This is a genomic window from Pseudomonas sp. X4 (assembly GCF_040784925.1).
Taxonomy (GTDB): domain Bacteria; phylum Pseudomonadota; class Gammaproteobacteria; order Pseudomonadales; family Pseudomonadaceae; genus Aquipseudomonas; species Aquipseudomonas putida_Z.
Genome location: NZ_CP160798.1, coordinates 3944284 through 3966378 on the forward strand (window position 1 = coordinate 3944284; position 22095 = coordinate 3966378).

The 22095-nt window shown below is 63.3% G+C and carries 23 protein-coding genes and 1 tRNA gene; 10 read left to right on the forward strand and 14 right to left on the reverse strand.

Annotated features, from left to right (window positions below; genetic code table 11):
* Window positions 1-217: 217 nt before the first annotated feature.
* The 3 genes from ABX298_RS17635 to ABX298_RS17645 all read left to right on the forward strand — a co-directional run bounded on the left by ABX298_RS17635 (window position 218) and on the right by ABX298_RS17645 (window position 3246).
* Window positions 218-2293 (forward strand): LTA synthase family protein, encoded by a 2076-nt coding sequence (locus ABX298_RS17635; RefSeq protein ID WP_367393400.1) that lies wholly within the window; start codon window positions 218-220, stop codon window positions 2291-2293.
* Window positions 2294-2500: 207 nt separating this feature from the next.
* Window positions 2501-2737, forward strand: coding sequence for a hypothetical protein (locus ABX298_RS17640; protein ID WP_025338164.1), 237 nt, complete (start codon window positions 2501-2503; stop codon window positions 2735-2737).
* A 176-nt stretch (window positions 2738-2913) separates the two neighbouring features.
* The gene (locus tag ABX298_RS17645) at window positions 2914-3246 is read left to right on the forward strand and encodes a ribonuclease E inhibitor RraB (protein WP_003260395.1); all 333 of its coding nucleotides are present in this window, start codon (window positions 2914-2916) and stop codon (window positions 3244-3246) included.
* Between the two features lie 115 nt (window positions 3247-3361).
* On the opposite strand, the gene ABX298_RS17650 is transcribed toward ABX298_RS17645, so the two are convergent.
* The gene (locus tag ABX298_RS17650; RefSeq protein ID WP_367393401.1) at window positions 3362-4162 is read right to left on the reverse strand and encodes a cytochrome c; all 801 of its coding nucleotides are present in this window, start codon (window positions 4160-4162) and stop codon (window positions 3362-3364) included.
* A gap of 528 nt (window positions 4163-4690) precedes the next feature.
* Between ABX298_RS17650 and ABX298_RS17655 the strand changes: the two genes are divergently transcribed.
* The gene (locus ABX298_RS17655) at window positions 4691-5422 is read left to right on the forward strand and encodes an amidotransferase (protein WP_025338166.1); all 732 of its coding nucleotides are present in this window, start codon (window positions 4691-4693) and stop codon (window positions 5420-5422) included.
* Window positions 5423-5554: 132 nt separating this feature from the next.
* Here ABX298_RS17655 and ABX298_RS17660 read toward each other — a convergent pair whose 3' ends face one another.
* From ABX298_RS17660 to ABX298_RS17670, 3 genes are all read right to left on the reverse strand, one after another.
* Window positions 5555-6526 (reverse strand): magnesium and cobalt transport protein CorA, encoded by a 972-nt coding sequence (locus ABX298_RS17660; protein ID WP_015269363.1) that lies wholly within the window; start codon window positions 6524-6526, stop codon window positions 5555-5557.
* Window positions 6527-6590: 64 nt separating this feature from the next.
* Window positions 6591-7310: a 1-acyl-sn-glycerol-3-phosphate acyltransferase gene (locus ABX298_RS17665; RefSeq protein ID WP_075044095.1), complete on the reverse strand. Its 720-nt coding sequence runs from the start codon at window positions 7308-7310 to the stop codon at window positions 6591-6593.
* A 181-nt stretch (window positions 7311-7491) separates the two neighbouring features.
* Window positions 7492-8181, reverse strand: a complete 690-nt coding sequence (locus ABX298_RS17670; RefSeq protein WP_367393402.1) for a crotonase/enoyl-CoA hydratase family protein — start codon at window positions 8179-8181, stop codon at window positions 7492-7494.
* Between the two features lie 198 nt (window positions 8182-8379).
* Here ABX298_RS17670 and ABX298_RS17675 point away from each other — a divergent pair.
* Window positions 8380-8469, forward strand: a tRNA-Ser gene (locus tag ABX298_RS17675).
* Window positions 8470-8653: 184 nt separating this feature from the next.
* Here ABX298_RS17675 and ABX298_RS17680 read toward each other — a convergent pair.
* The 4 genes from ABX298_RS17680 to ABX298_RS17695 all read right to left on the reverse strand — a co-directional run bounded on the left by ABX298_RS17680 (window position 8654) and on the right by ABX298_RS17695 (window position 13716).
* Window positions 8654-10795 carry a TonB-dependent siderophore receptor gene (locus tag ABX298_RS17680; protein WP_367393403.1) on the reverse strand — a complete coding sequence of 714 codons (2142 nt, stop codon included), beginning with the start codon at window positions 10793-10795 and terminating at the stop codon, window positions 8654-8656.
* 202 nt (window positions 10796-10997) lie between these two features.
* Window positions 10998-11378, reverse strand: coding sequence for a hypothetical protein (locus ABX298_RS17685; RefSeq protein ID WP_025338170.1), 381 nt, complete (start codon window positions 11376-11378; stop codon window positions 10998-11000).
* A 158-nt stretch (window positions 11379-11536) separates the two neighbouring features.
* Window positions 11537-12724 (reverse strand): MFS transporter, encoded by a 1188-nt coding sequence (locus ABX298_RS17690; protein ID WP_317409403.1) that lies wholly within the window; start codon window positions 12722-12724, stop codon window positions 11537-11539.
* A 242-nt stretch (window positions 12725-12966) separates the two neighbouring features.
* Window positions 12967-13716 carry a 3-oxoacyl-ACP reductase family protein gene (locus ABX298_RS17695; RefSeq protein WP_075044100.1) on the reverse strand — a complete coding sequence of 250 codons (750 nt, stop codon included), beginning with the start codon at window positions 13714-13716 and terminating at the stop codon, window positions 12967-12969.
* Window positions 13717-13834: 118 nt separating this feature from the next.
* On the opposite strand from ABX298_RS17695, the gene ABX298_RS17700 reads away from it, so the two are divergent.
* Complete coding sequence (locus ABX298_RS17700; protein WP_075044101.1) at window positions 13835-14773, forward strand: LysR family transcriptional regulator; 939 nt, start codon at window positions 13835-13837, stop codon at window positions 14771-14773.
* Between the two features lie 115 nt (window positions 14774-14888).
* Here the strand turns inward: ABX298_RS17700 and ABX298_RS17705 are convergent, their stop codons facing one another.
* Together ABX298_RS17705 and ABX298_RS17710 are read right to left on the reverse strand one after the other, a co-directional pair.
* Complete coding sequence (locus tag ABX298_RS17705) at window positions 14889-15359, reverse strand: GreA/GreB family elongation factor (RefSeq protein WP_075044102.1); 471 nt, start codon at window positions 15357-15359, stop codon at window positions 14889-14891.
* 2 nt (window positions 15360-15361) lie between these two features.
* Window positions 15362-15760: a hypothetical protein gene (locus tag ABX298_RS17710; protein WP_025338175.1), complete on the reverse strand. Its 399-nt coding sequence runs from the start codon at window positions 15758-15760 to the stop codon at window positions 15362-15364.
* A gap of 130 nt (window positions 15761-15890) precedes the next feature.
* On the opposite strand from ABX298_RS17710, the gene earP reads away from it, so the two are divergent.
* The gene (earP, locus tag ABX298_RS17715) at window positions 15891-17018 is read left to right on the forward strand and encodes an elongation factor P maturation arginine rhamnosyltransferase EarP (RefSeq protein ID WP_075044103.1); all 1128 of its coding nucleotides are present in this window, start codon (window positions 15891-15893) and stop codon (window positions 17016-17018) included.
* A 48-nt stretch (window positions 17019-17066) separates the two neighbouring features.
* Window positions 17067-17636, forward strand: a complete 570-nt coding sequence (gene efp, locus ABX298_RS17720) for an elongation factor P (RefSeq protein ID WP_013971530.1) — start codon at window positions 17067-17069, stop codon at window positions 17634-17636.
* Between the two features lie 211 nt (window positions 17637-17847).
* On the opposite strand, the gene ABX298_RS17725 is transcribed toward efp, so the two are convergent.
* From ABX298_RS17725 to ABX298_RS17735, 3 genes are all read right to left on the reverse strand, one after another.
* The gene (locus ABX298_RS17725; RefSeq protein ID WP_046615485.1) at window positions 17848-18276 is read right to left on the reverse strand and encodes an organic hydroperoxide resistance protein; all 429 of its coding nucleotides are present in this window, start codon (window positions 18274-18276) and stop codon (window positions 17848-17850) included.
* Window positions 18277-18417: 141 nt separating this feature from the next.
* The gene (locus ABX298_RS17730) at window positions 18418-18873 is read right to left on the reverse strand and encodes a MarR family winged helix-turn-helix transcriptional regulator (protein ID WP_025338178.1); all 456 of its coding nucleotides are present in this window, start codon (window positions 18871-18873) and stop codon (window positions 18418-18420) included.
* Between the two features lie 58 nt (window positions 18874-18931).
* On the reverse strand, window positions 18932-19885 hold the full coding sequence (locus ABX298_RS17735) for a LysR family transcriptional regulator (RefSeq protein ID WP_367393404.1): 954 nt from the start codon (window positions 19883-19885) through the stop codon (window positions 18932-18934).
* A 114-nt stretch (window positions 19886-19999) separates the two neighbouring features.
* Between ABX298_RS17735 and ABX298_RS17740 the strand changes: the two genes are divergently transcribed.
* The gene (locus tag ABX298_RS17740; RefSeq protein ID WP_317409399.1) at window positions 20000-20749 is read left to right on the forward strand and encodes a sulfite exporter TauE/SafE family protein; all 750 of its coding nucleotides are present in this window, start codon (window positions 20000-20002) and stop codon (window positions 20747-20749) included.
* 138 nt (window positions 20750-20887) lie between these two features.
* On the opposite strand, the gene ABX298_RS17745 is transcribed toward ABX298_RS17740, so the two are convergent.
* A complete protein-coding gene (locus ABX298_RS17745; protein WP_061552405.1) occupies window positions 20888-21739 on the reverse strand; it encodes a LysR substrate-binding domain-containing protein in 852 nt (283 codons plus the stop codon).
* 96 nt (window positions 21740-21835) lie between these two features.
* On the opposite strand from ABX298_RS17745, the gene ABX298_RS17750 reads away from it, so the two are divergent.
* Entirely contained in the window at window positions 21836-22054 is a 219-nt protein-coding gene (locus ABX298_RS17750) for a DUF1127 domain-containing protein (protein ID WP_013971536.1), read from the forward strand.
* Window positions 22055-22095 lie beyond the last annotated feature (41 nt).

The window sequence follows — 22095 nt, forward strand, 5'->3', positions numbered from 1 at the left end:
GGCAAGCCAGCTCCCACAGGTACCCCACAATGCCAGGGCCTGTGGTGATCCTGTGGGAGCTGGCTTGCCGGCGATAGGGCCGTAACAGACAAAACCCGCAACACCCCCGTGACAAAATTTTCACATTGGTTTAAACAGAATCCGCACCCGCACAATGCTGCGTTGGTATACACCTGCGCCATCTCCGCAAACCCGCAATCCTAGGACCTTCCCATTCATGGCTAACCCGGACGCCTTGAAGCAACGGGGCGCGCGAGCGTCGTTCTCGCCCACCCTGAAATCCCACCTGGCCTACACGCTGCTCAGCGGCCTGGTGATCATGCTGATGCTCAGCCTCGTGCGCCTGGCGCTGCTGGTCTACAACAGCGACATGATCGGCGACACCCCCAATGCGACCGTCGCCGAAGGCTTCCTCAACGGCTTGCGCTTTGACCTGCGGGTGGTGGTGTACATCAGCATTCCGCTGCTGCTGGCCATCCTCAGCCCCTGGGCCATGGCCCGGCGTGGCCTGTTCCGTTTCTGGCTGACCATCACCTCGAGCGTGGTGATGTTCCTCGGCCTGATGGAGATGGACTTCTATCGCGAGTTCCACCAGCGCCTCAACGGCCTGGTGTTCCAGTACATCAAGGAAGACCCGAAAACCGTGCTGAGCATGCTCTGGTACGGCTTCCCGGTGGTGCGCTACCTGCTGGCCTGGCTGTTCGGCACCTGGCTGCTGAGCCTGCTGTTCAAGGGCATCGACCGCATGACCCGTGGCAATGGCGACGGCGAGGTCACCCTGCAGCGCCGCGCGGCGCCGTGGTACAACCGCCTGGCGGTGTTCATGGTGATCCTGCTGGTGGCCGTGGTCGCTGCCCGTGGCACCCTGCGCCAGGGCCCGCCGATGCGCTGGGGTGATGCCTTCACCACCGATTCCAACTTCGTCAACCAGCTGGGCCTGAACGGCACTCTGACCCTGATCGATGCTGCCAAGAGCCGCTTCGGCGAAGACCGCGCCAACATCTGGAAGCCGGTGCTGGAGCAGGATGTGGCCACGCAGAGCGTGCGCGAGCAACTGCTGACCGCCAACGACACCCTGGTCGATGCCGACGAGGCTGCAATCCGCCGCGACTTCGTGCCGCCGGCCGAGCGCACCCTGCCGATCAAGAACGTGGTGGTGATCCTGATGGAAAGCTTCGCCGGCCACTCGGTGGGCGCGCTGGGCAGCCCCAACAACATCACCCCGTACTTCGACAAGCTGGCCAAAGAGGGCCTGCTGTTCGACCGCTTCTTCTCCAACGGCACCCATACCCACCAGGGCATGTTCGCCACCATGGCCTGCTTCCCCAACCTGCCAGGCTTCGAATACCTGATGCAGACCCCGGAAGGCGGCCACAAACTGTCCGGCCTGCCAGCCTTGCTCAGCGCCCGCGATTACGACGACGTGTACGTCTACAACGGTGACTTTGCCTGGGACAACCAGTCCGGGTTCTTCGGCAACCAGGGCATGACCACCTTCATTGGCCGTAACGACTTCGTCAACCCGGTGTTCTCCGACCCGACCTGGGGCGTGTCCGACCAGGACATGTTCGACCGCGGCGCCGAAGAGCTGGCCAAGCACGATGGCAAGAAGCCGATCTACGCGCTGCTGCAGACCCTGTCCAACCACACCCCGTACGCGCTGCCCAAGGACCTGCCGGTAGAGCCGGTAACCGGCCAGGGCCGCCTGGACGAGCACCTGACCGCCATGCGCTATTCGGACTGGGCGCTGGGGCAGTTCTTCGAGAAGGCGCGCAAGGAGCCGTACTTCAAGGAAACTCTGTTCGTCATCGTTGGCGACCATGGCTTTGGCAACCACCAGCAGGTCACCGAGCTGGACCTGGGCCGCTTCAACGTGCCGCTGCTGCTGATTGCCCCGGGCATCCAGGAGAAGTTCGGTGCGGTCAACCACACCGTGGGCACCCAGGTCGACATCGTGCCGACCATCATGGGCCGCCTGGGTGGCCAGGCCCGTCACCAGTGCTGGGGTCGCGACCTGCTCAACCTGCCTGAGGGCGACCAGGGCGTGGGCATGATCAAGCCATCGGGCAGCGAGCAGATCGTCGGCCTGGTGCAGGGCGACCGCATCCTGATCGAGTCCAAGGACATGTCCCCGCGCATGTACCGCTACCAGTTGGGCAGCGAGTTCAAGGCCGAGCTGATCGAAAGCCCGGACCAGCCGGAAATGCTGAAGAAGCTGGAAGCGTATATCCAGACCGCGACCAAGAGCTTGCTGGATAACACTGCCGGTGTAGTGCACGGCACGCCGAAGTAGATCGGGGCCGTTTCACGGCCCATTCGCGGGCACGCCCGCTCCCACAGGTACAGCAAAGGTTTCGGACCTTGTGGTGGCCCTGTGGGAGCGGGCGTGCCCGCGAATGGGCCCAACACAAATCCCTCAGACTGAACATTCTCCCCACCTCAAGGTCACTTGTTTCAGGCATCACACACCCGGTGTTCGTTGACTTAGAGGGTTCGTTCAATGAAAGAGTGGGAAGTCATCTTTGCCGACCAGAAGGGCGTGCTCACCACCCTGACGCTGCACGGCGACCAGTGCCCCAGCGAGGAGGACGCCGCGCGGGCCATCCGTTCGCACCTGTTCCCGGTGATGGACGAGCTGGACCTCAACGACTTCCAGGATCGCACTGTTTCACCCACCGCACGCTGGCTCAAGGAACAGAGTGGCGTGACCATCACCAGCATCCACGAAACGCCCTGAACCACACGTTTGCGTGGTGCCCTGGCAGGCACTACGCTGCAAGAAGGTGCCGGCCTATTCTGCGGGTTGGCACCGCATCCCTTCGCGTCTTGCATCAGCTCGAACTGCCCGGCCGCTGCCGGCAGGTGCGTAGTGCACGGAAAGTCTATCCATCGCATTATTCAGGAGGACGTTTCATGAGCAGCCAGAACGACGATATCAGCAGCAACGTCCTGCGCCAGATGAAGGCAGGCGGTTTCGACTTCACCCAGATCCACCCCATCGAGTTCTACGCCATATTCCCCGACGAAGCAGGGGCCCGCCGCGCGGCCGGGCAGTTTCGCGGTGAATCGCTGAATGCCCAGGTCAAGGAGCTGGGCGACGGTGCCTGGCATCTGGAGCTGAGCAAGGTCATGTATGCCACCCATGGCGGGATTGGCGACTTCGAAGAGGCCTTCGAGCAGCTGGTGACACCTTATGGCGGTGAGGTGGAAGGGTGGGGGGTCAAGCAGGAGCGGCCCATAGCCTGAGAGTTTTGTGTTGCCTTCTTCGCGGGCTTGCCCGCTCCCACAGGTATCTCACGGCCTTCAAGCCTGTGGTGATCCTGTGGGAGCGGGCAAGCCCGCGAAGAAGCACACACGGCCCTCAAGGCCTGCGCCCAGCCATATGCCTCAAATAGGCCAGCAATTCATCCAGCTCCGTTTCACTCAAGACACTTTCTGCAAACCCCGGCATCTTCGCCTGCGGCCACTGCCGCAGGCTCTGCGGGTCCCGAATCAGCTGGCGTAGATATTCCGGCCGAAAATACTCGGTCGGGTTATGCGGCACATTCAGGTCCGGCCCCACCTGCGCATCCCCCGCGCCATTCAGCCTATGACACGCCAGGCAGTTCTGCTGGAACAAGGCAAAGCCCCGGCGCACCGGGCTGTCGGCCGGCAGCTTCGGGTCGGGCAGCAGCGCCGGAAAACGCGCCTCGACAGAAGCCAGCTTGCGAATCGTGGAAATCTGGAACGGCCACTGCTCCGGGCGGATGCCGCCTGCCTGCGGTGCAGTCCACACCAGGTAGAACGGCCCCGCACTTGGCTTGCCCTGGCCCAGTGGTGGCCACGGCCGGCCCGGCTCCTCCACCGCCAGCCAGGCCTGTGCCGGCCCGTGCTGCAACAGTGGCGCCGCCGGCATTTCGGCGGCAAAACCATCCAGCGCCACCGCCTGCAGGTGGTCGCTGGCGCTCACGCCATCCAGCAGCGCGGCCAGCGGCACCGCCCGATAATGCATGGGCTGCTTGTAGGAAACGTCCTGGTCGATGCTGATGTCCCGGGCCTGCGGGTGGTCGAGCAGGTCTGCACTGCTCCACTCGTGCGTCGTGGCGCCCAGTTCAAGGTGCAGTTGCGCCGCCGACAGCGGCAGACTCAGAAGCAACACTAACAGTGCAAGGCAGTGGCGCATGGGTAATCTCCGACCATCAAGGCCAGCAGGTTACCTGTGCGTTGCCTGTTGGCGCCACAGCGGCAGTCAGCCGAACAAACGTGTGAGGTTCGGCAGGATCAGCAGCAAAGTCGTGGCGAAGAGAATGAGCCCAGCTTGGCGAATTTTCGATTGTCTGAACATGGCGGACCGCCTTCTTGTTGTTATTCCTGAATACCCGTTGGCTTCCCTGTCTCGCTTCGGGTCGATCGCAGTGGCGTTGCGTGACGCCTGAACTGCCTGCCTCTTGAAAGTGGATATACAACCAACAGTAGGGTGTGCGTCATCCATGTTTGAGAACCCTTTGTTCTAATGCTGTAGTTCGTTGATTTCGTCTGGCTATGAGGCCAAGTGCCAGCCGGCTGGCATGCTCTGGCTAGACGGTGGCGCAAGTGCCAGCAGGGCACCGACGAAATGTGACCGTTCGTCAGTGCGGCCTACTTGCTTGTACGTGCCTTTCGCGTCAGTCTCTACAGCAGATTCCCACCCATGTCGTTCAGGACTACCCCTATGTCGTTACGCATCTGCATCCTTGAAACCGATGTCCTGCGACCGGAGTTGACCGCGCAGTACCAGGGCTACGGCAGGATGTTCGAGCAGCTCTTCTCGCGTCAGCCGATCGCCGCCGAATTTCGTGTGTACAACGTGATGAATGGCGATTATCCCGCCGACAACGAAGTGTTCGATGCCTACCTGGTGACGGGCAGCAAGGCCGACTCGTTTGGTACCGACCCGTGGATCCAGACCCTCAAGGCCTATCTGCTGAAGCTGTACGAGCGTGGCGAGAAGCTGCTGGGTGTGTGTTTCGGCCACCAGTTGCTGGCGTTGACCCTGGGTGGCAAGGCCGAGCGTGCCGAGCAGGGCTGGGGCGTGGGTATCCACCGCTATTCGCTGGCGGCCCATGCGCCGTGGATGGACCCGGAGGTGTCGGAGCTGACCTTGCTGATCAGCCACCAGGACCAGGTGACCGAGCTGCCGGAAGGCGCCACGGTGATCGCCTCCAGCGATTTCTGCCCGAACGCTGCGTACCACATTCGTGACCAGGTGCTGTGCTTCCAGGGGCACCCGGAGTTCGTGCACGACTACTCCCGCGCACTGCTCGATGCGCGCCAGCAGTATCTGGGTGATGAGGTGTACCACAAGGCCGTGGCCAGCCTGGCCACCGAGCACCAGGGCGACCTGGTGGGGGAGTGGATGTTGCGGTTTATCCAGCAGCCGGTGAGCAAAGATACCGCAGCGTGATGGCTGGGGGCTGCTGTGCAGCCCAATAGCCGGCAAGCCAGCTCCCACAGGGTCATCACAGGCCTGAGACTTGTGCGGTCCTTGTGGGAGCTGGCTTGCCGGCGATTGGGCCGCAAAGCGGCCCCGACAATCTCAAAGCCAGCCAGACTTCTTGAAGCTGGCATACAACGCGGTACAGCCCAGCCCGATCACCCCCAGCACCCCGAAGTACCCATAGTGCCACCCCAGCTCCGGCATGTTCTGGAAGTTCATCCCGTAAACCCCGGCAATTGCCGTGGGGAACGCCAGGATCGCCGCCCAGGCCGCAAACTTGCGCTGCACGATGCTCTGCCGTGACGACTCCAGCAGCATGCCGATCTCGATGGTCTGGCTGGCGATGTCGCGGATGCCTGCCAGGTCCTCCATTTGCCGCGTCACGTGGATCTGTACATCACGGAAGTACGGGCGCATGTTCTTGTCGATGAACGGGAAGCTCAGGCGCTGCAGTTCCTCGCTCACTTCCACCATCGGTGCCACGTAGCGGCGCAGGCGCAGGATGTCGCGGCGCAGGCTGTGCAAGCGGCGGATATCGTCCTCTTGCAGCGAACCGCCAAGCACGCTCTGCTCCAGCTCTTCGATCTCCCCATGAATGGCCTCGCTGACCGGCTGGTAGTTCTCGGTGACAAAGTCGAGCAGGGCATACAGCACGAAGTCTTCGCCGTGCTCCAGCAGCAACGGCCGCGCCTCGCAGCGCTGGCGCACCAGGGCATAGGATTTGGAGTGGCCGTTGCGGCAGGTGATGATGTAGCCGTTGCCGGCGAAGATGTGGGTTTCGATGAACTCCAGCTTGCCTTCGTGGCGCACCGGCGAGTAGGTGACGATGAACAGGGCGTCGCCGAAGGTTTCCAGCTTGGGCCGGCTGTGCTTTTCCAGGGCGTCTTCGATGGCCAGTTCGTGCAGGTTGAACTGGCACTGCAGGTTGGCCAGCTCCTCTGCGTTGGGCTCTTCCAGGCCGATCCATACAAAGTGCCCCGGCTTGCGCGCCCACTCGCTGCCTTCATCGATGCTGATGTTGGTGACCTTTCTGCCGGCGCTGTACACCGCCGATGCCACGACTCGACCCATGGTTGTTCGCTTATTCCGGTTGGACACGGGTTACAGCTTGGGCTGTAGTGGGCTCAAGAGCAACCTAGCTCTTGGCCAGTTCCCCTTCCATGCGGTCGATGCATTGTTGCATCTGCCCCCGGCACTGTTCGATCAGCGCCGGCAGGTCCTGCAGGGTCATGCCCGCCGTGGCGATCGGTGGCAGCGAGCGCACGATCACCGTGCGCTGGCGCCAGCTGTTCAGGCTCAGGCGCCCGGCATAGCGGCTGACGCATACCGGCACGATCGGCACACCGGCCTCGATGGCCATGTGAAACGCGCCTTTCTTGAAGGCCAGCAGGTGCTCGCCGGGATTGCGCGTGCCTTCGGGGAAAATCCAGATCGAGGTATCGTCCTGCAGCACCCGGGTGGTCTTCTGCATGGCCTTGCGTGCCTGGTAGGCGTTCTTGCGGTCGACCAGCACGTTGCCACCCAGCCAGAACAGCTGGCCGAACAGCGGGATCCAGCCCAGGCTTTTCTTGCCGATGGCGACGGTGCGCTGCGGCACCACCTGGCCTAGCACGAACAGGTCGAAGTTGGACTGGTGGTTGGCGACGATCACGCAGCCTGGCGGCTGGTCCCACAGCGGGCCGACTTCGGCCTTGACCCTGATGCGCATCAGCCAGGTGGCCGGCAGGCTGTAGAGGCGGGCGAACAGGCGGCTGTTGTCGGGGTTGAAGGGGCGGCATAGGCCAATGACCAGGCCCAGGGTGCCAACCACAAGGAAATGCAGCGCCAGCAGGAACATGCGCAATGAATAAAGCATGGTACGACTCACACCAGACAGTCGCCGGGCAGTGTACGGATGTGCACTGGTTGGGGCAAACCCTGGTGCAAGCCTGTACTGGCCCTTTCGCGGGTGAACCCGCTCCCACAGGTACCTCATTGCTCTTGAGGCCTGCGATATCCCTGTGGGAGCGGGTTCACCCGCGAAGAGGCCGCTACGGTCAACCTGTATAGTGCTGATCCAGCTCGATCGCCTTGTCCAACGCTTCCAGCAGCCCTTTGCGCACCTTCAGCTTGGTGTTCTTGTGCGCCAGCATGTTCAGCTTCTTCAGCTCCCGCGCTTTCTCCAGTGCTGCATCCTGCAACTGCTCGGCCGGCACTACCTTGTCGAGGAAGCCTGCGTCCACCGCGCCCTGCGGGTCAAACACCTCGGCATTGATCACCGAGCGGTGGAAGGCCGAGCGGCGCAGGCGGTCGCGGGCCAGTTCTATACCGGCATGGTGCATGGTCATGCCGATCTGCACTTCGTTCAGGCACACCTTGTACGGCCCTTCGACGCCGATGCGATAGTCGCCCGACAGCAGCAGGAAGGCACCCTTGGCCACGGCATTGCCCGGGCAGGCGACTACCACCGGGAACGGGTGCGAAAGCAGGCGGCGGGCGAGGGTGGAACCGGCAGTGACCAGGCTGACTGCTTCCTTGGGGCCGCTGGTCATCACCTTGAGGTCGTAGCCGCCAGACAGGATGCCGGGCTGCCCGGTGATGATCACCACCGCGCGTTCTTCAGTGGCGCGGTCTAGCGCGGCGTTGAAGGCGGCGATGACGTCTGGCGAGATGGCGTTGACCTTGCCGTTGTTCAGGGTCAGGGTAACGATGCCGTCTTCGGCGTGGTAGGTAATCAGCTCGCTCATGGCAGAGTCCTTTTGTTGGCGTGGCGACGACGTTACCCAGCGCCAGGGGCGAGGTAAAGCAGTAAGGCTGACTGGTCGGTCAGCGTTCGCCGGGGCTCAAGTGCAAATGCATGAAAAAATTGAAAAAAATGCTTGCCAAAGGGAAAGTCTTTCACTAAATTAGCGCACCTCGACAGGCTGCAAGGCTTGAAAAGAAACGGTGAAGTGTCCGAGTGGTCGAAGGAGCACGCCTGGAAAGTGTGTATACGAGAAATCGTATCAAGGGTTCAAATCCCTTCTTCACCGCCACATTCTACGAAGAGCCCCCGAGCTGAGAAGCCGGGGGCTTTTTGTTTTCACGCCATTTGGGGCCGCTTTGCGGCCCAATCGCCGGCAAGCCAGCTCCCACAGGGGTTGCGCATGGCTTGAGGTCAATGCGGTCGAGGTGGGAGCTGGCTTGCCGGCGAAAGGGGTGCAAAGCACCCCCAAAATTCTAGAAGGTGACCGAAGCCGACAGCCGAGCCGTCCGCGGCGCCCCCTGGAACAGGTAGTTATCCCCCAGGTAATCCCCCACATCGCGCCAATAACGCTTGTCGAACACGTTATCCACAGTCAGCCGCAGCACCGTGTCATACCCCCCGATACGCGTGCGGTAGCGGCTACCCACATCGAACACCGTATACCCACCAACTTCCACATTCCCCGCCTGGCTCGCATATTTGCTGGCGCTGTAACGCGCCCCGCCCAGCAGTACCAACCCCGGTACCGGCAGGGTGTATTCCGCCTGCAGCGCAGCTCGGAACCTGGGCACGTTGATCGCCTGGTGGCCTTCATAGGCATCGGTATCGCTGTTCTGCACCCGCGCCCGAATCGCCGCAGCGCTGGCCTGCACCTGCAGGTTCGAGGTCACCCAGCCGCTGGCGCCCAGTTCCAGGCCGGTGTTTTTCTGCTGGCCTTGCTGCACGTAGGTGAAGTGGCCGGCGCCGTCCGGGCGGGCGTACTGGTATGCCTGGCGTATCTGGAACAGTGCGGCGCTGAAGCTCAGGCCTTGCCAGTCGTGTTTGAGGCCCAGTTCCAGTTGGTGTGAGGTCGTCGGTGCGAGGATTTCGGCTGCGTTGCGGGCAAACCAGGGGGCCGTGCCGCCGGCTGAAAGGCTTTTGGCGTAACTGACGTACAAGGTGGTATCCGGTTGCGGCTTGTAGATGAGCGCGGCATTGGGTAGCAATTCGTATTGCCGGGTATGGCGGCCGGCCGCCCCATTTTCGTCCCAGGTCCTTTCATCCAAGCGCACTTCACGAGCGCCCAGCACGGTCTGCCATTGTTCGTTGAAGCTGATACGGTCGCTGAAGAACAGGCCGTACTGGCGGCTGTCCAGGCGCCGTTCGCTAGACCCTATGGGTCTGTCGGAGGGCGGCTGGGCTATCGATCCGGTGTAAATGTTGCCGCCATGCTCCAGAAGTTCGTTGTAGTACGTTCGTTGATCCACCGTGCGGCGTTGCGCGCTGGTTCCCACGGTCAGCTCATGGCTGGTGTTTGCTACGTCAAACTTGCCATTGAGCATGGCCTGGGTTTCATCGATGCGACGAGTGTCGTCTGGGCTGCGAAAATCGTAGATGTCGTAATCGCCTTCTGGGCTAAAGTGCGACTGCATGCCTTTTTCGCTGCCCCAGGCAAACGAGCTGTAGTCATCGATCACCACCTTGCTGCGCGAGGCGCTCAAGGTCCCGGTCCAGGCTTCGTTGAAACGGTACTCGAAGCGCCCACCCAGGTTCAGCGAATCGTTCTGCACCGGCTTGGCCCAGTGCTGGTAGGCCAGGCGGTCGTCGGGGTCGATGCCATGGGGTACTTCGCTGCCACCGAGCAGCTGGTAACCCGGCACCGAGCGCTGTTCGCGGTGCTGGTATTCGGCATCCAGCTGCAGGGTGGCATCCTGGTTGATCTGCCAGTCGAAGGCCAGCGAGGCGAAGTCGCGCTTGCCGTCGGCGTGGTCGACGTAGGAGCGGATGTCTTCATGAGCCAGGTTGGCCCGCAGGCCGAACTGCCGCTCGCTGCCGAACCAGCCGCCCAGGTCGGTGGCCAGGTAGCGCTCGCCTTGTTCGTTGGTCGACACCGTGACGCTGCGCACGTCTTCGGCGCGCTTGGTCACGTAGTTGACCAGGCCACCCGGTTCCGACACGCCGCTCTGCAGCCCGGACAAACCCTTGAGCAGCTCCACCTGCTGCTTGTTCTCCAGGGCCACGTTCTGCTCGCCGGCGATGGTCTGGCCATTGATGCGGTAGCTGCTGGCGGCATTCAGCTCGAAGCCGCGCACGTTGAAGTTTTCGTAGTAGCCGATGGGGGCGTAGCTTTCGCCCACCGAGGCGTCGCTTTGCAGCACCTCGCTGAGCTGGCGCACCTGGCGGTCTTCCAGCAGTTGCTGGCTGAACACGCTGATCGAGGCCGGGGTGTCGAGCAGGGGCGCGGGCTGGAAGCCGCCTACTGCTGCCTGGCGTGCCTGGTAGCCGTCGTTGGTGTAGGTGTCGGACACCTGCAGCGGGGCCAGTAGCACGCTGTCTTCGGCAAGCACATGGGGGCAATGCAGGGCCAGGCCCAGGCTGAGCAGGCTCAGGGGCAGGCGGGGGTGACGCGGGGGCATGCGGTGGGGCTCCTGGATGCGCGACACCTGAGCCGGCCTCTTCGCGGGTGAACCCGCTCCCACAGGAAAATCACTATCCTCAGGTGCAGTGATATCCCTGTGGGAGCGGGTTCACCCGCGAAGAGGCCGGCACAGGCCATGAAAAAGGCGGCATCTTACAGCCGCCTTCAACATAAAACGATCCGGGCCCTGCGATATCCAGTCAGCCTTTGCGGGCCGGCCGCCTGTGCTGCCGCCAGTTGTCATCGATCTTCGACCAGGTCTTGCCATCGGTAATGGCCATGAGCTTGCGCCCGTCCTTGAAGGTGGCCAGGAAGGTGGCCTCCTCTTCTTTTCCACCCAGCCACAGCCCGGCCAGCAACCCCACCGGCCCGGCCACCAGGGCCCCGGCCACGCCCCAGCCCAGGGCACTGCCCAGGCTACGGCTGGATTCCAGGCTGGCCAGCCGCAGCTCGCTGATGCGTGCCAGGGAAATCCGCTCGCCCGGGGAGGGGCTGCGCGGGGTCTTGAGTGTGAGCGATCCATTGCGATACTCGCCTTCGCCTTGCAAGAAATCGCCGGATTGCACCGTGAGTCTTGTCATAACGTCGTCCTGTCAGGGAAAGGGCATTGACCAGCGCCTACTGAGCGCTGCCCGGGCAGGCAAGTCAACGGCCATGCGACGGAGGGTCGTGCGGTGCATTGTCGCCATGGCTGATGGCCTCTTCGCGGGCGTGCCCGCGAAGAAGCCAACAAAAATTTTCAGGCCGCTTGCAAAGCGCTCCTGCGCTTGCGCTCCGCCAACCCCCACGCCAGCAAAGCCAGCCCGCCAATCACCAACCCGGCCACCACAATCCCCATCCAGCCCTGGCGCTGGAACAACTGCGTGCCCAGCAACGAGCCCAAGGCCCCGCCAATGAAGTAGCAGGTGATATACCCGGCATTCAGCCGCGTGCGCGCTTCGGGCCGCAGGGCAATCACCGCGTTCTGGTTGCTCACGTGCACCAGTTGTACTGCCAGGTCGAGCATCAGCACGCCCAGCAGCAAGGCCAGCAACGATTGCTCGGCAAAGCCCAGCGGCACCCACGACAGCAGCAATACCACCAGGCCCACGGTGGTGCCCAGCGAACCCTTGCCACGGTCGGCCAGGCGCCCGGCCCAGTTGGCCGACAGCGCACCCGCTGCACCGGCCAGGCCGAACAGGCCTATCACCGCGTCTGAATAGTGGTATGGGCCTTTCGCCAGCAGGAACGCCAGTGGCGTCCAGAACAGGGCGAACAGGCTGAATGCCAGCAGGCCGAGCAGCGAGCGCAGGCGCAGCACCGGTTCTTCGACGAACAGGCGGAACACCGAGCCGATCAGCGCCGGGTATTTCAGCCCGGCATGGCTGTGGTGTTGCGGCAGGCTGCGGTTCAGCGCCACGGCGGTGATGGCCATCAGCACTGCAGCCAGCACGTAGATGCTGCGCCAGCCACCCAGTTCGGCCATGAACCCGGCGGCGGTACGTGCCAGCAGGATGCCCAGCAGCAACCCGCTCATCAACGTGCCGACCGCGCGCCCGCGCTGGTGTGGCTCGCTGAGGGTCGCGGCCATGGGCACGAGGATCTGCGCCACCACCGAGAACAGCCCGGTCAGCGCCGTACCAAGGATCAGCCAGGGCAGGCTCGGTGCGCAGGCGCTGATGATCAGGCCCAGGGTGGAAATGGCGGTCATCACGGTGATCAGCCGGCGCTGCTCGAACAGGTCGCCCAGCGGTGCCAGCAGCAACAGGCCGGCGCCATAGCTCAGTTGCGCGGCAATGACGATGCTGCCGGCACTGGCGGTGCTCAGGCCGAACTGCTGGGCGATGCTGTGCAGCAGTGGTTGCGCATAGTAGTTGCTGGCCACGGCCAGGCCGGTGGCGGTGGCCATCAGCAGGATCAGGGCGCGGCTGAGAGTGGGGGCGTTCATGCAGTTCTCGTGGCGGGCAGGAGTAAAGGGGGGATTATCGGAAAGTGTCGGGCACTACATCAATGCATTGTGCGGCAGAGCAGGGCAGGGGGAGGGGGCTGGAGGTTGGGGATCGGTTGAGCCTGTGCTGGCCTCTTCGCGGGTAAACCCGCTCCCACAGGTACACCACTGGGCTCGGGGCCTGTGATATCCCTGTGGGAGCGGGTTTACCCGCGAAGAGGCCGGAGCAGGCAACCCTTCAATCAGGCAGCAAACCCGCCATCGACCGTCAGGCTGGCCCCAGTGACATACCCCGCCTCAGGCCCCGCCAGGTAAGCCACGAAGCTGGCAATCTCATCCGCCTCGCCATAGCGCCCGATCGCCATCAGCGGGATCAGGCTGTCAGCGAACTCGCCGCTGGCCGGGTTCATGTCGGTGTCCACCGGCCCTGGCTGCACGTTGTTCACGGTAATGCCTTTCGGCCCCAGGTCACGGGCCATGCCGCGGGTCAGGCCGACCAGCGCCGATTTACTCATGGCATAGGGGGCGCCGCCGGCAAACGGCATGCGCTCGGCATTGGTGCTGCCAATGTTGATGATGCGCCCACCTTGGCCCATGTAGCGCGCAGCGGCCTGGCTGGCGACGAATACGCTGCGCACGTTCACCGCCAGCATGTGGTCGAAGTCGGCCAGGTCGAATTCGGTCACCGGTGCTACCGCCAGCACACCGGCGTTGTTGACCAGGATATCCAGCCTGCCGAAGGCCTTCACAGTGTCATCCACGGCCAGTTGCACGGCCGCCGCGTCGGCGCTGTCGGCCCGCAGGGCCAGGGCCTTGCCGCCGTTTTCGGTAATTTCCTCAGCCAGCGCTTGCGCCGGGCCGGCGGAGCTGACATAGGTGAAGGCCACCTGCGCGCCTTCGCGGGCCAGGCGTCGCACGATGGCTGCACCGATGCCGCGGGAACCGCCCTGTACCAGTGCTACTTTGCCTTCGAGGGTGTGTTGTTTGGACATGCTGATCTCCTGCTGGAAGCCAGGCCGGAATGCCTTGGATGAGCGCAGTATCGGCGCTTGATTACCTGCTGATAAGATGGCAATCACTATCAGCAGAGTAAACCTTTGGTTGCCAATCATGGCCATGGAGTCGTTCAACGCGTTGGAATGCTTCATCCGCAGTGCCGAAGTCGGCAGCTTTGCCGAGGCCGCCAGGCGCCTCAGCATTACCCCGGCTGCCGTGGGCAAGCATGTTGCCCAACTTGAAGCGCGCCTGGGGGTGCGGTTGTTCCAGCGTAGTACCCGCAAGCTGACCCTGACCGAGGCCGGGCAGCGATTTCTGGGGGAGGTCAGTGACAGCTTCCGCACCATCCAGTACGCCGTGGCCAATCTGGCCAGCAGCGAAGGCCAGCCGGCCGGGTTGTTGCGGGTGAGCATGGGTACGGTGTTCGGGCGCTTGTATGTGTTGCCATTGCTGGCCGAGTTCCTGCGTCGCTACCCGGCCATTACCCCGGACTGGCATTTCGACAACCGCCAGGTCGACCTGATCGGCCAGGGCTTCGATGCGGCGATTGGTGGCGGCTTCGATCTGCCGCCGGGGGTGGTGGCGCGCAAGCTGACCCCGGCGCACCGGGTGCTGGTGGCGGCGCCGGCGTACCTGGGCCGGCACGCGCCGATTGACGACCCGCAGGTATTGCAACGGCATGACGGTATCCTGATCCGCTCGCCGCAGACCGGGCGGGTGCGTTCATGGCCGTTGACCAGCCGTTGGCAGGTGCAGCAGCCATTGCAGTTGCGCCAGACGATGACCATGAGCGATTCGGATGCGGCTTGCGCGGTGGCCGAGCAGGGCTTGGGGATTGCCTTGGTGAGCCTGCCGTTTGCAGTGCCGTACCTGGAAGGCGGGCGGCTGCAGCGGGTGCTGCCGGACTGGTACGTGGACGATGGGCATATCAGCCTGTATTTCGCCGAGCACAAGCTGTTGCCGGGCAAGACCCGGGCGTTTATCGATTTTGTGGTGGAACAGTTCGAAGAGCAGGGGTTGGCGCGGCGGTTCGATGCCTTGCAAACCCTTTAGAAGTGTATTGCCTGTAGCGGCCCTATGGCCGGCAAGCCAGCTCCCACAGGTACAGCAACAACCTCGAGATCAACGCTGCACCCGTGGGAGCTGGCTTGCCGGCGATAGGGCCGGCTCAGACAACATCAACAATGAACAATACCTGTGCCCCCAGGCTCACTTCATCATCAACCTTCTTGCCGAGCAACTGCTGCCCCAGCGGCGAGCGCGGGGTAATCACCGTCACCAGCCCATCCCCCTCGCCAATCTTCAACCCCGCCGCCTCGGGCCCGAGGAACAGTCGGCGCTGCCCGCCATCTTCATCTTCCAGCGTCACCAGGTTGCTCACCTGCACCCCGCGTGCCCGGTCGTAATCGCGCAGCAGCAGTTGCTGGTAGGTCACCAGCGCCTTGCGGATCTCGGCGCTGCGGCGGGCTTGGCCGGTGGCCAGGTACGAGGCTTCCAGGCCCAGGGTGTCGTACTTGTTCTCGGCGATGTTCTCTTCGGCAGTGGCGGCTTCGTACGCGGTTTGCGCCGCGCGGGTCAGCACATCCAGGTCATGCTCGAGGGTGGCGACGATCTGCGCCAGCAGGCTGGGCTTGTCCATGGTCAGTAACAGAACTCCAGCACGTTGGCCTGGCTTTTGTCGGTGGGCGCGGTGCGGTTCTGCTGCAGCCAGAACTGGCACTTGGGGCTGTTGAGGTTGCGCGGGTTGCCCTGGGCGGCCTCGGCGGCCTGTTGCACCTCCTGCTTGTGCAGGATGTCCTTGTAGCGTTCGAACATTTCCGCCTGGGCATCCGCCGCAGGGGCTGGCGCCGGTGGCGCGGCAGGCCGGTACGCGGCGGGGGCCACGGCCTGGGCCAGTGGCTGTACCTGTTGTGGCCACAGTTGCAGGGCCAGCCACAGGCTGGCGGCGATGGCCACGGCGCCCAGCCACAGGCCAAAGGCAACGCACACGATCAATGGCAACGGCTTGAGGGTGATCTTCAGTTCACGGTGGCGCGGCATGGCAGCCTCCTGGCAGGGTGTTCGGGGTGCATTGTCGCATGCGCCTGGGCATTTTTCCGCGCAGGTGCTTTTGTCAGCGACAATTTATGCGCAGAATGCGCGGTTTTTCCGCTGGGCGAGGGCAGGGCACATGAAAGCCACCTGGGACATCTTCTGCAGCGTCGTCGACAACTACGGCGATATAGGCGTGACCTGGCGCCTGGCCCGGCAGCTGGTGGCCGAGCACGGCCTGGCAGTGCGCCTGTGGGTGGATGACCTCAATGCGTTCACGCCCATGTGCCCCGGGGCCGATGCCACCGCCCCGCAGCAGTGGCAGCACGGTGTGGACGTGCGCCAGTGGCCGGTGACGTGGTTGCCGGTGGCGCCGGCTGATGTGGTAATCGGTGCCTTCGCCTGCCAGTTGCCAGCAGCTTATGTAGAGGCAATGCGTGCTCGTGCCACGCCGCCGCTGTGGTTGAACCTCGAATACCTCAGTGCCGAGGACTGGGTGGAGGGCTGCCATGGCTTGCCTTCGCCGCAGCCCAATGGCTTGCGCAAGGTGTTTTTCTTTCCCGGCTTTACCGAAAAAACCGGTGGCCTGCTGCGCGAGGGCTCGCTGCTGGTGCGGCGTGATGCGTTCCAGCAAGGCGCACGGCAGGCCTTCTTGCAGGGGCTTGGCGTAAACCCTGAAGCGGGGACATTGCTGATTTCCCTGTTCGCCTACGAAAACCCGCAACTGGGCAACTGGCTTGATGCCTTGGCCTCAGGCGAGCAACCTTGCCACCTGCTGGTGCCGCAAGGGCGCGTTGTCGCGGGGCTCGGCCAGTGGCTTGGCGAGGCGGCCCTGCAAGTGGGCAGCGTGCGCAAGCGAGGGGCGCTGACCGTGCAGGTGCTACCTTTCGTCAGCCAGGATGACTACGACCGGTTGCTGTGGAGCTGTGATTTCAATGCCGTGCGCGGCGAAGACTCGTTCGTGCGCGCGCAGTGGGCCGGGCAGCCGATGCTGTGGCACATCTACGTGCAGGACGAGAATGCCCATTGGGAAAAGCTCGAAGCGTTTCTGGCGCATTATCGACACGGGTTGTCAGGCGATGCCGATGCCGCCCTGCTTGGCCTGTGGCGTGCCTGGAACATGGACCGCGACATGGGCCAGGCCTGGCAGGCGGCCCGCCAGCACTGGCCGGAACTGCAGCAGCATGCCCGGCTTTGGGCAGCGCGACAGGCCGCTCAGCCGGACCTTGCCACAGCGCTAGTACACTTTTACCGAAATTCGCTATGATACGCGGCCTCGATTTTTATAAATCCATCCAGATTCGGATACTTCGTAATGAAAACTGGTAAAGAACTGAAACCCGGTACCGTCCTGCGGATCGACAACGACCCGTGGCTGGTTCAAAAAGCTGAGTTCACCAAGTCGGGCCGTAACAGCGCGATCATGAAGACCAAGCTGAAGAACCTGCTGACCGGCTACAAGACCGAAACCGTCTACGGTGCAGACGACAAGCTGGACGACGTGATCCTGGATCGCAAAGAAGCGACCCTGTCGTTCATCAACGGTGACGAATACACCTTCATGGACACCACCGACTACACCATGTACGAACTGAACGCCGAGGACATCGAAGCCGTTCTGCCGTACATCGAAGAAGGCATGGAAGACGTCTGCGAAGCCGTGTTCTTCGAAGGCCGCCTGGTATCGGTTGAACTGCCGACCACCATCAGCCGCCAGGTTGTCTACACCGAGAACGCTGCACGCGGCGACACCTCGGGCAAGGTGATGAAGCCTGCCAAGCTGAAGAACGGTACCGAGATCTCGGTTGCCGACTTCATCCAGATCGACGAGTGGATCGATATCGACACTCGCGACAACAGCTTCAAAGGCCGTTCCAAGAAGTAATCCTTCTTGTGAAACGCAAAAAACCCGGCCTTGGCCGGGTTTTTTGTGCCTGCGATTCCTGCAGATCTCGATGCGTGCTCTTGCTCTTGCTTTTGTGGGAGCGGCCTTGTGTCGCGAAAGGGGCGCAAAGCGGCCCCGGCAATATCAAGGTGTACCCGAGATTCCGGGGCCGCTTCGCGCCCCATCGCGACGCAAGGCCGCTCCCACAGCCTTACACGGTCACGTGCAGGCGCACATCCACATTGCCGCGGGTGGCGTTGGAGTACGGGCACACCTTGTGCGCCTTTTCCACCAGCGCTTCGGCATCGGCCTGGGCCAGGCCCGGCAGGTTGATGTGCAGGTCGATGTCCAGGCCGAAACCACCTGGGATCTGGCCGATGCCCACCTTCGCGGTGATCGAGGAGTCCGCCGGCAGGGCTTTTTTCTCCTGCCCGGCCACGAACTTCAGGGCACCGATGAAGCACGCCGAGTAACCGGCGGCGAACATCTGCTCGGGGTTGGTGCCGTCACCGCCAGCGCCGCCCAGTTCCTTGGGGGTGCTCAGGCTGACCACCAGCTTGCCGTCGCTGGAACGGGACTTGCCATCGCGCCCACCGGTGGAGGTAGCTTCTGCGATGTACAGCGGAGTGACCTTTTGCATCTTGAGCCTCGCTAATGTGCTGTGCGCTCCCCGTCTGGAGGAGGGCGCGGGTTGGTGTGGGATTTAAATTAGCGCGCAATTAGTTAGTGCGCAAGATAAATCGTCACCGCTCATCCGAACGGCCATTGCACAGCATAGCTGTCAGAGGGTTTTCTGCAGGTTCTCGCGCAGCGCCAGCAGGTCGGCCTGCAGCTGTTGCAACTGTTCCAGGCTGCGCCCGCTGGCCTTGAGGATGCACTGCGGCACTTCTTTGGCCTGCTGCTGCAAGGCGCGGCCCTTGTCGGTCAGCTGCACCAGTACCACCCGTTCGTCCTCGCGGCTGCGGTTGCGCTGCAGCAGGCCTTCGCTTTCCAGGCGTTTGAGCAGCGGTGTCAGCGAGCCGGGGTCGGTGAGCAGGTGCTGGCTGATCTCGCCTACGGTCAGGCCGTCGTGCTCCCACAGCACGAGCATGGCCAGGTACTGCGGGTAGGTCAGGCCCAGGGCCTGCAGCAGCGGTTTGTAGACCTTGGTCATCAGCAACGAGGTGGAGTGCAGGGCGAAACAGACCTGGTTGTCCAGCAGCAGCTCGTCACAGGAGGCTTGGGTGTTGGCGTTCATGCAGGTCCTTGAAGGTAATCAATGGGAAAGTCTGGCACGCGGATCGTTAGTGCGCGCTTTATTCGCGCAGTTCACTGCGCAAGGCCAGGTCCCAGGGTGGAATCGGGCTGAAGCGGCTCTTGAGAAATTCGAGCAGCAAACGGCTGCGAGAGTTCGTTTCATGTTCCAGGCGAAGCGCGTAGATACCGCTGGTTTCCGCTTGGGGCAAGCCACCGTCGCAAAACAAAGGTATCAGCTCGCCACGCAGCAGGTATTCGCTGATCAGCCAAGTGGGCAGGTGGGCTATGCCTAAACCGGCGAGGGCGCCGAACAGCAGGGTTTCGGCGTTGTTGGCGGCCATGCGCATGCGTGAGGGGCGGTACAGGCGGGTTTGCCCGGCCACGTTGAAACGCCAGGCAAATGGCGGCGCCAGGCCGTCCCAGTCCAGGCCGTCGTGCCCGGGCAGTTCGCTGGGGCAGGTGGGCATGCCGCGGCTGGCCAGGTAGGCCGGGCTGGCGCAGGCGATGCGCACCATGTAGGCCAATGGCGTGGCGACCAGCCGGGTGTCGGCCAGCGGGCCGGCGCGCAGCACCAGGTCGACTTCGCCCAGGTGGCTGCCATGCAGGTCGACGAAGCTGTCGATCAGGCGCAGTTGCACATCAAGGCCCGGGTAGGCGACCAGGAAATCGGCGATGGCCGGGGCCAGGTGGCGGCGGCCGAATGCGGCGGGGGCGTCGACGCGGATCAGGCCTTCGGGGGCATTGCTCAGCGACACCGCTTCGGCGCGGGCCAGGCGCAGCTCCTCGATGATGCGCCTGGCCCGTTCGGCAAAGGCGTTGCCGGCAGGTGTGGCGCGCACGGCGTGGGTGCTGCGGGTGAACAGGCGGCTGCCCACGGCGCTTTCCAGATTGTCGATGCGCCGGGCCACGGCGGACGGGGTCAGCGGGTGGCGGCGGGCGGCGGCAGAAAAACTGCCGGTTTCCAGCACATCGAGGAACAGGCTTAGCTGGTCGGTCAGGGTATCTGGGCTCATGGCTGCCTTGTTTTTGCGAAAAACGCACAGCCATTGTGCGCTGCTGTGCGTTTCCCCGCCAGCCCGCAATCGTTAGCATGCTCGCATTATGTGTACAGGCGGATGAGGCCCCTGATGATCGAGTGGTTGTTGTATATCGTGCTGGGCGCAGCCCTGGGGACCATGGGTGGCCTGTTCGGCATTGGCGGCGGGCTGATCGCGATTCCGGCGCTGGGCGTGCTGTTCGGCCTGGACCAGCAACTGGCGCAAGGAACGGCGCTGGTGATGGTAGTGCCCAATGTGCTGCTGGCGCTGTGGCGTTATCACCAGCGTAACCGCATCGAGTTGCGCCATGCGGTGCCGTTGTCGCTGTGCAGCTTCGTGTTCGCCTGGCTGGGGTCGATCTGGGCGGTGGGGCTGGATGCGCAATCCATGCGCCTGGGCTTTGTCGGCTTCCTGGTGGCCCTGGCGGTGTGGAACGTGGCGCGGATGTTCATGAAGGTGACGCCGCCCAGCGCCGAGTTGCGCTATGCCTGGCCGTGGCTGGGTGTGCTGGGCAGCGTTGCCGGCACCATGGGCGGCTTGTTCGGGGTGGGTGGGGCCGTGGTGGCCACGCCGATCCTGACCAGTGTGTTCGGTACCACCCAGGTGGTGGCGCAGGGGCTGTCGCTGGCGCTGGCGGCGCCGAGTACCTTGGTAACCCTGGTGACCTATGGGGTGCACCACAGTGTTGACTGGGGGGTGGGGGTGCCATTGGCGGTGGGCGGCCTGCTGAGTATCAGCTGGGGGGTGAAATTGGCCCATGCGTTGCCGGAGAAGGTGTTGCGGGCGATGTTCTGTGTGTTTCTGGTGGGGTGTGCGGTGATGCTCGGGTTCGAGCTTTGAGATTTTGGGGCCGCTTTGCGGCCCATCGCCGGCAAGCCAGCTCCCACAGGAATTGTGCAGGCCTGCCATGAAGGAACAGGCTTGCACGATCCCTGTGGGAGCTGGCTTGCCGGCGATGGGCTGCGCAGCAGACCCAAGTTACTTGAACCCTTCGACAATGTAGTCGGCCATGCAGTCGGTAATCGGCGAAGGGTTCTGGGTACTGCGCACCAGCATCACATTGGCCACCGGCAACTGCGGCAACCCTTCGCTCTCGCCCAGAATGCGGATATTCCCGCCAATCAGGCTCTGCAACTGTGCGGTCACCGCCAACCCAGCGGTGACAATGGCGAAGATCGCTGCCAGGCTCGGGCTGGTATAGGCGATGCGGTAGTCGATGCCCTGGGCCTCCAGGGCATTGCAGGTCCAGGCCCGGCAGAAGCAGTCGGTGTTGAACAAGGCTACAGGCATGGGGCGTTGCTCCTGCGGGCAGAAGCCTTCCGCGGCGGCCCAGACCAGGCGTTCCTGGCGCAGCAGCTGGCCAATCTCGTTACCTGGTTCACGGGTGACGATGGTCAGGTCCAGGTCCTGGCGCAGCATCAGTTGTTTGGAGGAGTCGCAATGCACCTCCACCTGCACCAGCGGGTAGGCTTGGGCAAAGCTCGACAGGATGGTCGGCAGGAAACGCATGGCATAGTCGTCCGGCGTACCGATGCGTACGACCCCGACCATGTGCGGCATGCGCAGGGTGTTGAACACTTCCCCATGCAACTTGAGGATGCGCCGCGCATAGCCGAGCAGCACCTGGCCTTCGGCAGTCAACCGCACCTGGCGGCCGTCGCGCTCGAACAGCTGGCGCTGCAGAATGTCTTCTTCCAGGCGTTTCATCTGCATGCTCACCGCCGACTGGGTGCGGTTGACCACCTCGCCGGCGCGGGTGAAGCCGCCCTGCTCGGCGATGGCCACGAAGGTGCGCAGTACGTCCGCATCGAGGCTCTGGTACTGGGACATTGCATCAATCTCCGAGATGCATGGCATCAGAAACATTCGTTGGATTGATCTTATGCCTGGCAGGAGACTGGAGCCATCAACACGGAGGGCTTCACGATGAAAGGTCATGTCAGCAGCATCCAGCAACCTGCCTTTTCCCTGAACCACCTGTGGCATGCCGCCCTGCAGCGCCCGGCGCGCTGGCTGCAGCTGTACCGCCAGCGCCAGGAACTGGCCAGCCTGAGTGATGCGACCCTGCACGACCTGGGGTTGAGCCGGGCGGATATCCAGCAGGAGGCCGAGCGGCATTTCTGGGATGACCCGCTGCGGAAATAGGCTAAGTTTGTCGGTGGGTTTACCGGCCTCTTCGCGGGCAA

Coding starts and splice junctions, on each gene's coding strand:
- ABX298_RS17725 (WP_046615485.1), bottom strand. CDS start 18,276: ATGCAAAAGGTCACTCCGCTGTACATCGCAGAAGCTACCTCCACCGGT.
- ABX298_RS17690 (WP_317409403.1), bottom strand. CDS start 12,724: ATGAACGCCCCCACTCTCAGCCGCGCCCTGATCCTGCTGATGGCCACC.
- ABX298_RS17655 (WP_025338166.1), top strand. CDS start 4,691: ATGTCGTTACGCATCTGCATCCTTGAAACCGATGTCCTGCGACCGGAG.
- ABX298_RS17735 (WP_367393404.1), bottom strand. CDS start 19,885: ATGAGCCCAGATACCCTGACCGACCAGCTAAGCCTGTTCCTCGATGTG.
- efp (WP_013971530.1), top strand. CDS start 17,067: ATGAAAACTGGTAAAGAACTGAAACCCGGTACCGTCCTGCGGATCGAC.
- ABX298_RS17750 (WP_013971536.1), top strand. CDS start 21,836: ATGAAAGGTCATGTCAGCAGCATCCAGCAACCTGCCTTTTCCCTGAAC.
- ABX298_RS17670 (WP_367393402.1), bottom strand. CDS start 8,181: ATGAGCGAGCTGATTACCTACCACGCCGAAGACGGCATCGTTACCCTG.
- ABX298_RS17635 (WP_367393400.1), top strand. CDS start 218: ATGGCTAACCCGGACGCCTTGAAGCAACGGGGCGCGCGAGCGTCGTTC.
- ABX298_RS17705 (WP_075044102.1), bottom strand. CDS start 15,359: ATGGACAAGCCCAGCCTGCTGGCGCAGATCGTCGCCACCCTCGAGCAT.
- ABX298_RS17695 (WP_075044100.1), bottom strand. CDS start 13,716: ATGTCCAAACAACACACCCTCGAAGGCAAAGTAGCACTGGTACAGGGC.
- ABX298_RS17665 (WP_075044095.1), bottom strand. CDS start 7,310: ATGCTTTATTCATTGCGCATGTTCCTGCTGGCGCTGCATTTCCTTGTG.
- earP (WP_075044103.1), top strand. CDS start 15,891: ATGAAAGCCACCTGGGACATCTTCTGCAGCGTCGTCGACAACTACGGC.
- ABX298_RS17680 (WP_367393403.1), bottom strand. CDS start 10,795: ATGCCCCCGCGTCACCCCCGCCTGCCCCTGAGCCTGCTCAGCCTGGGC.
- ABX298_RS17745 (WP_061552405.1), bottom strand. CDS start 21,739: ATGTCCCAGTACCAGAGCCTCGATGCGGACGTACTGCGCACCTTCGTG.
- ABX298_RS17700 (WP_075044101.1), top strand. CDS start 13,835: ATGGCCATGGAGTCGTTCAACGCGTTGGAATGCTTCATCCGCAGTGCC.
- ABX298_RS17740 (WP_317409399.1), top strand. CDS start 20,000: ATGATCGAGTGGTTGTTGTATATCGTGCTGGGCGCAGCCCTGGGGACC.
- ABX298_RS17730 (WP_025338178.1), bottom strand. CDS start 18,873: ATGAACGCCAACACCCAAGCCTCCTGTGACGAGCTGCTGCTGGACAAC.
- ABX298_RS17640 (WP_025338164.1), top strand. CDS start 2,501: ATGAAAGAGTGGGAAGTCATCTTTGCCGACCAGAAGGGCGTGCTCACC.
- ABX298_RS17645 (WP_003260395.1), top strand. CDS start 2,914: ATGAGCAGCCAGAACGACGATATCAGCAGCAACGTCCTGCGCCAGATG.
- ABX298_RS17685 (WP_025338170.1), bottom strand. CDS start 11,378: ATGACAAGACTCACGGTGCAATCCGGCGATTTCTTGCAAGGCGAAGGC.
- ABX298_RS17660 (WP_015269363.1), bottom strand. CDS start 6,526: ATGGGTCGAGTCGTGGCATCGGCGGTGTACAGCGCCGGCAGAAAGGTC.
- ABX298_RS17650 (WP_367393401.1), bottom strand. CDS start 4,162: ATGCGCCACTGCCTTGCACTGTTAGTGTTGCTTCTGAGTCTGCCGCTG.
- ABX298_RS17710 (WP_025338175.1), bottom strand. CDS start 15,760: ATGCCGCGCCACCGTGAACTGAAGATCACCCTCAAGCCGTTGCCATTG.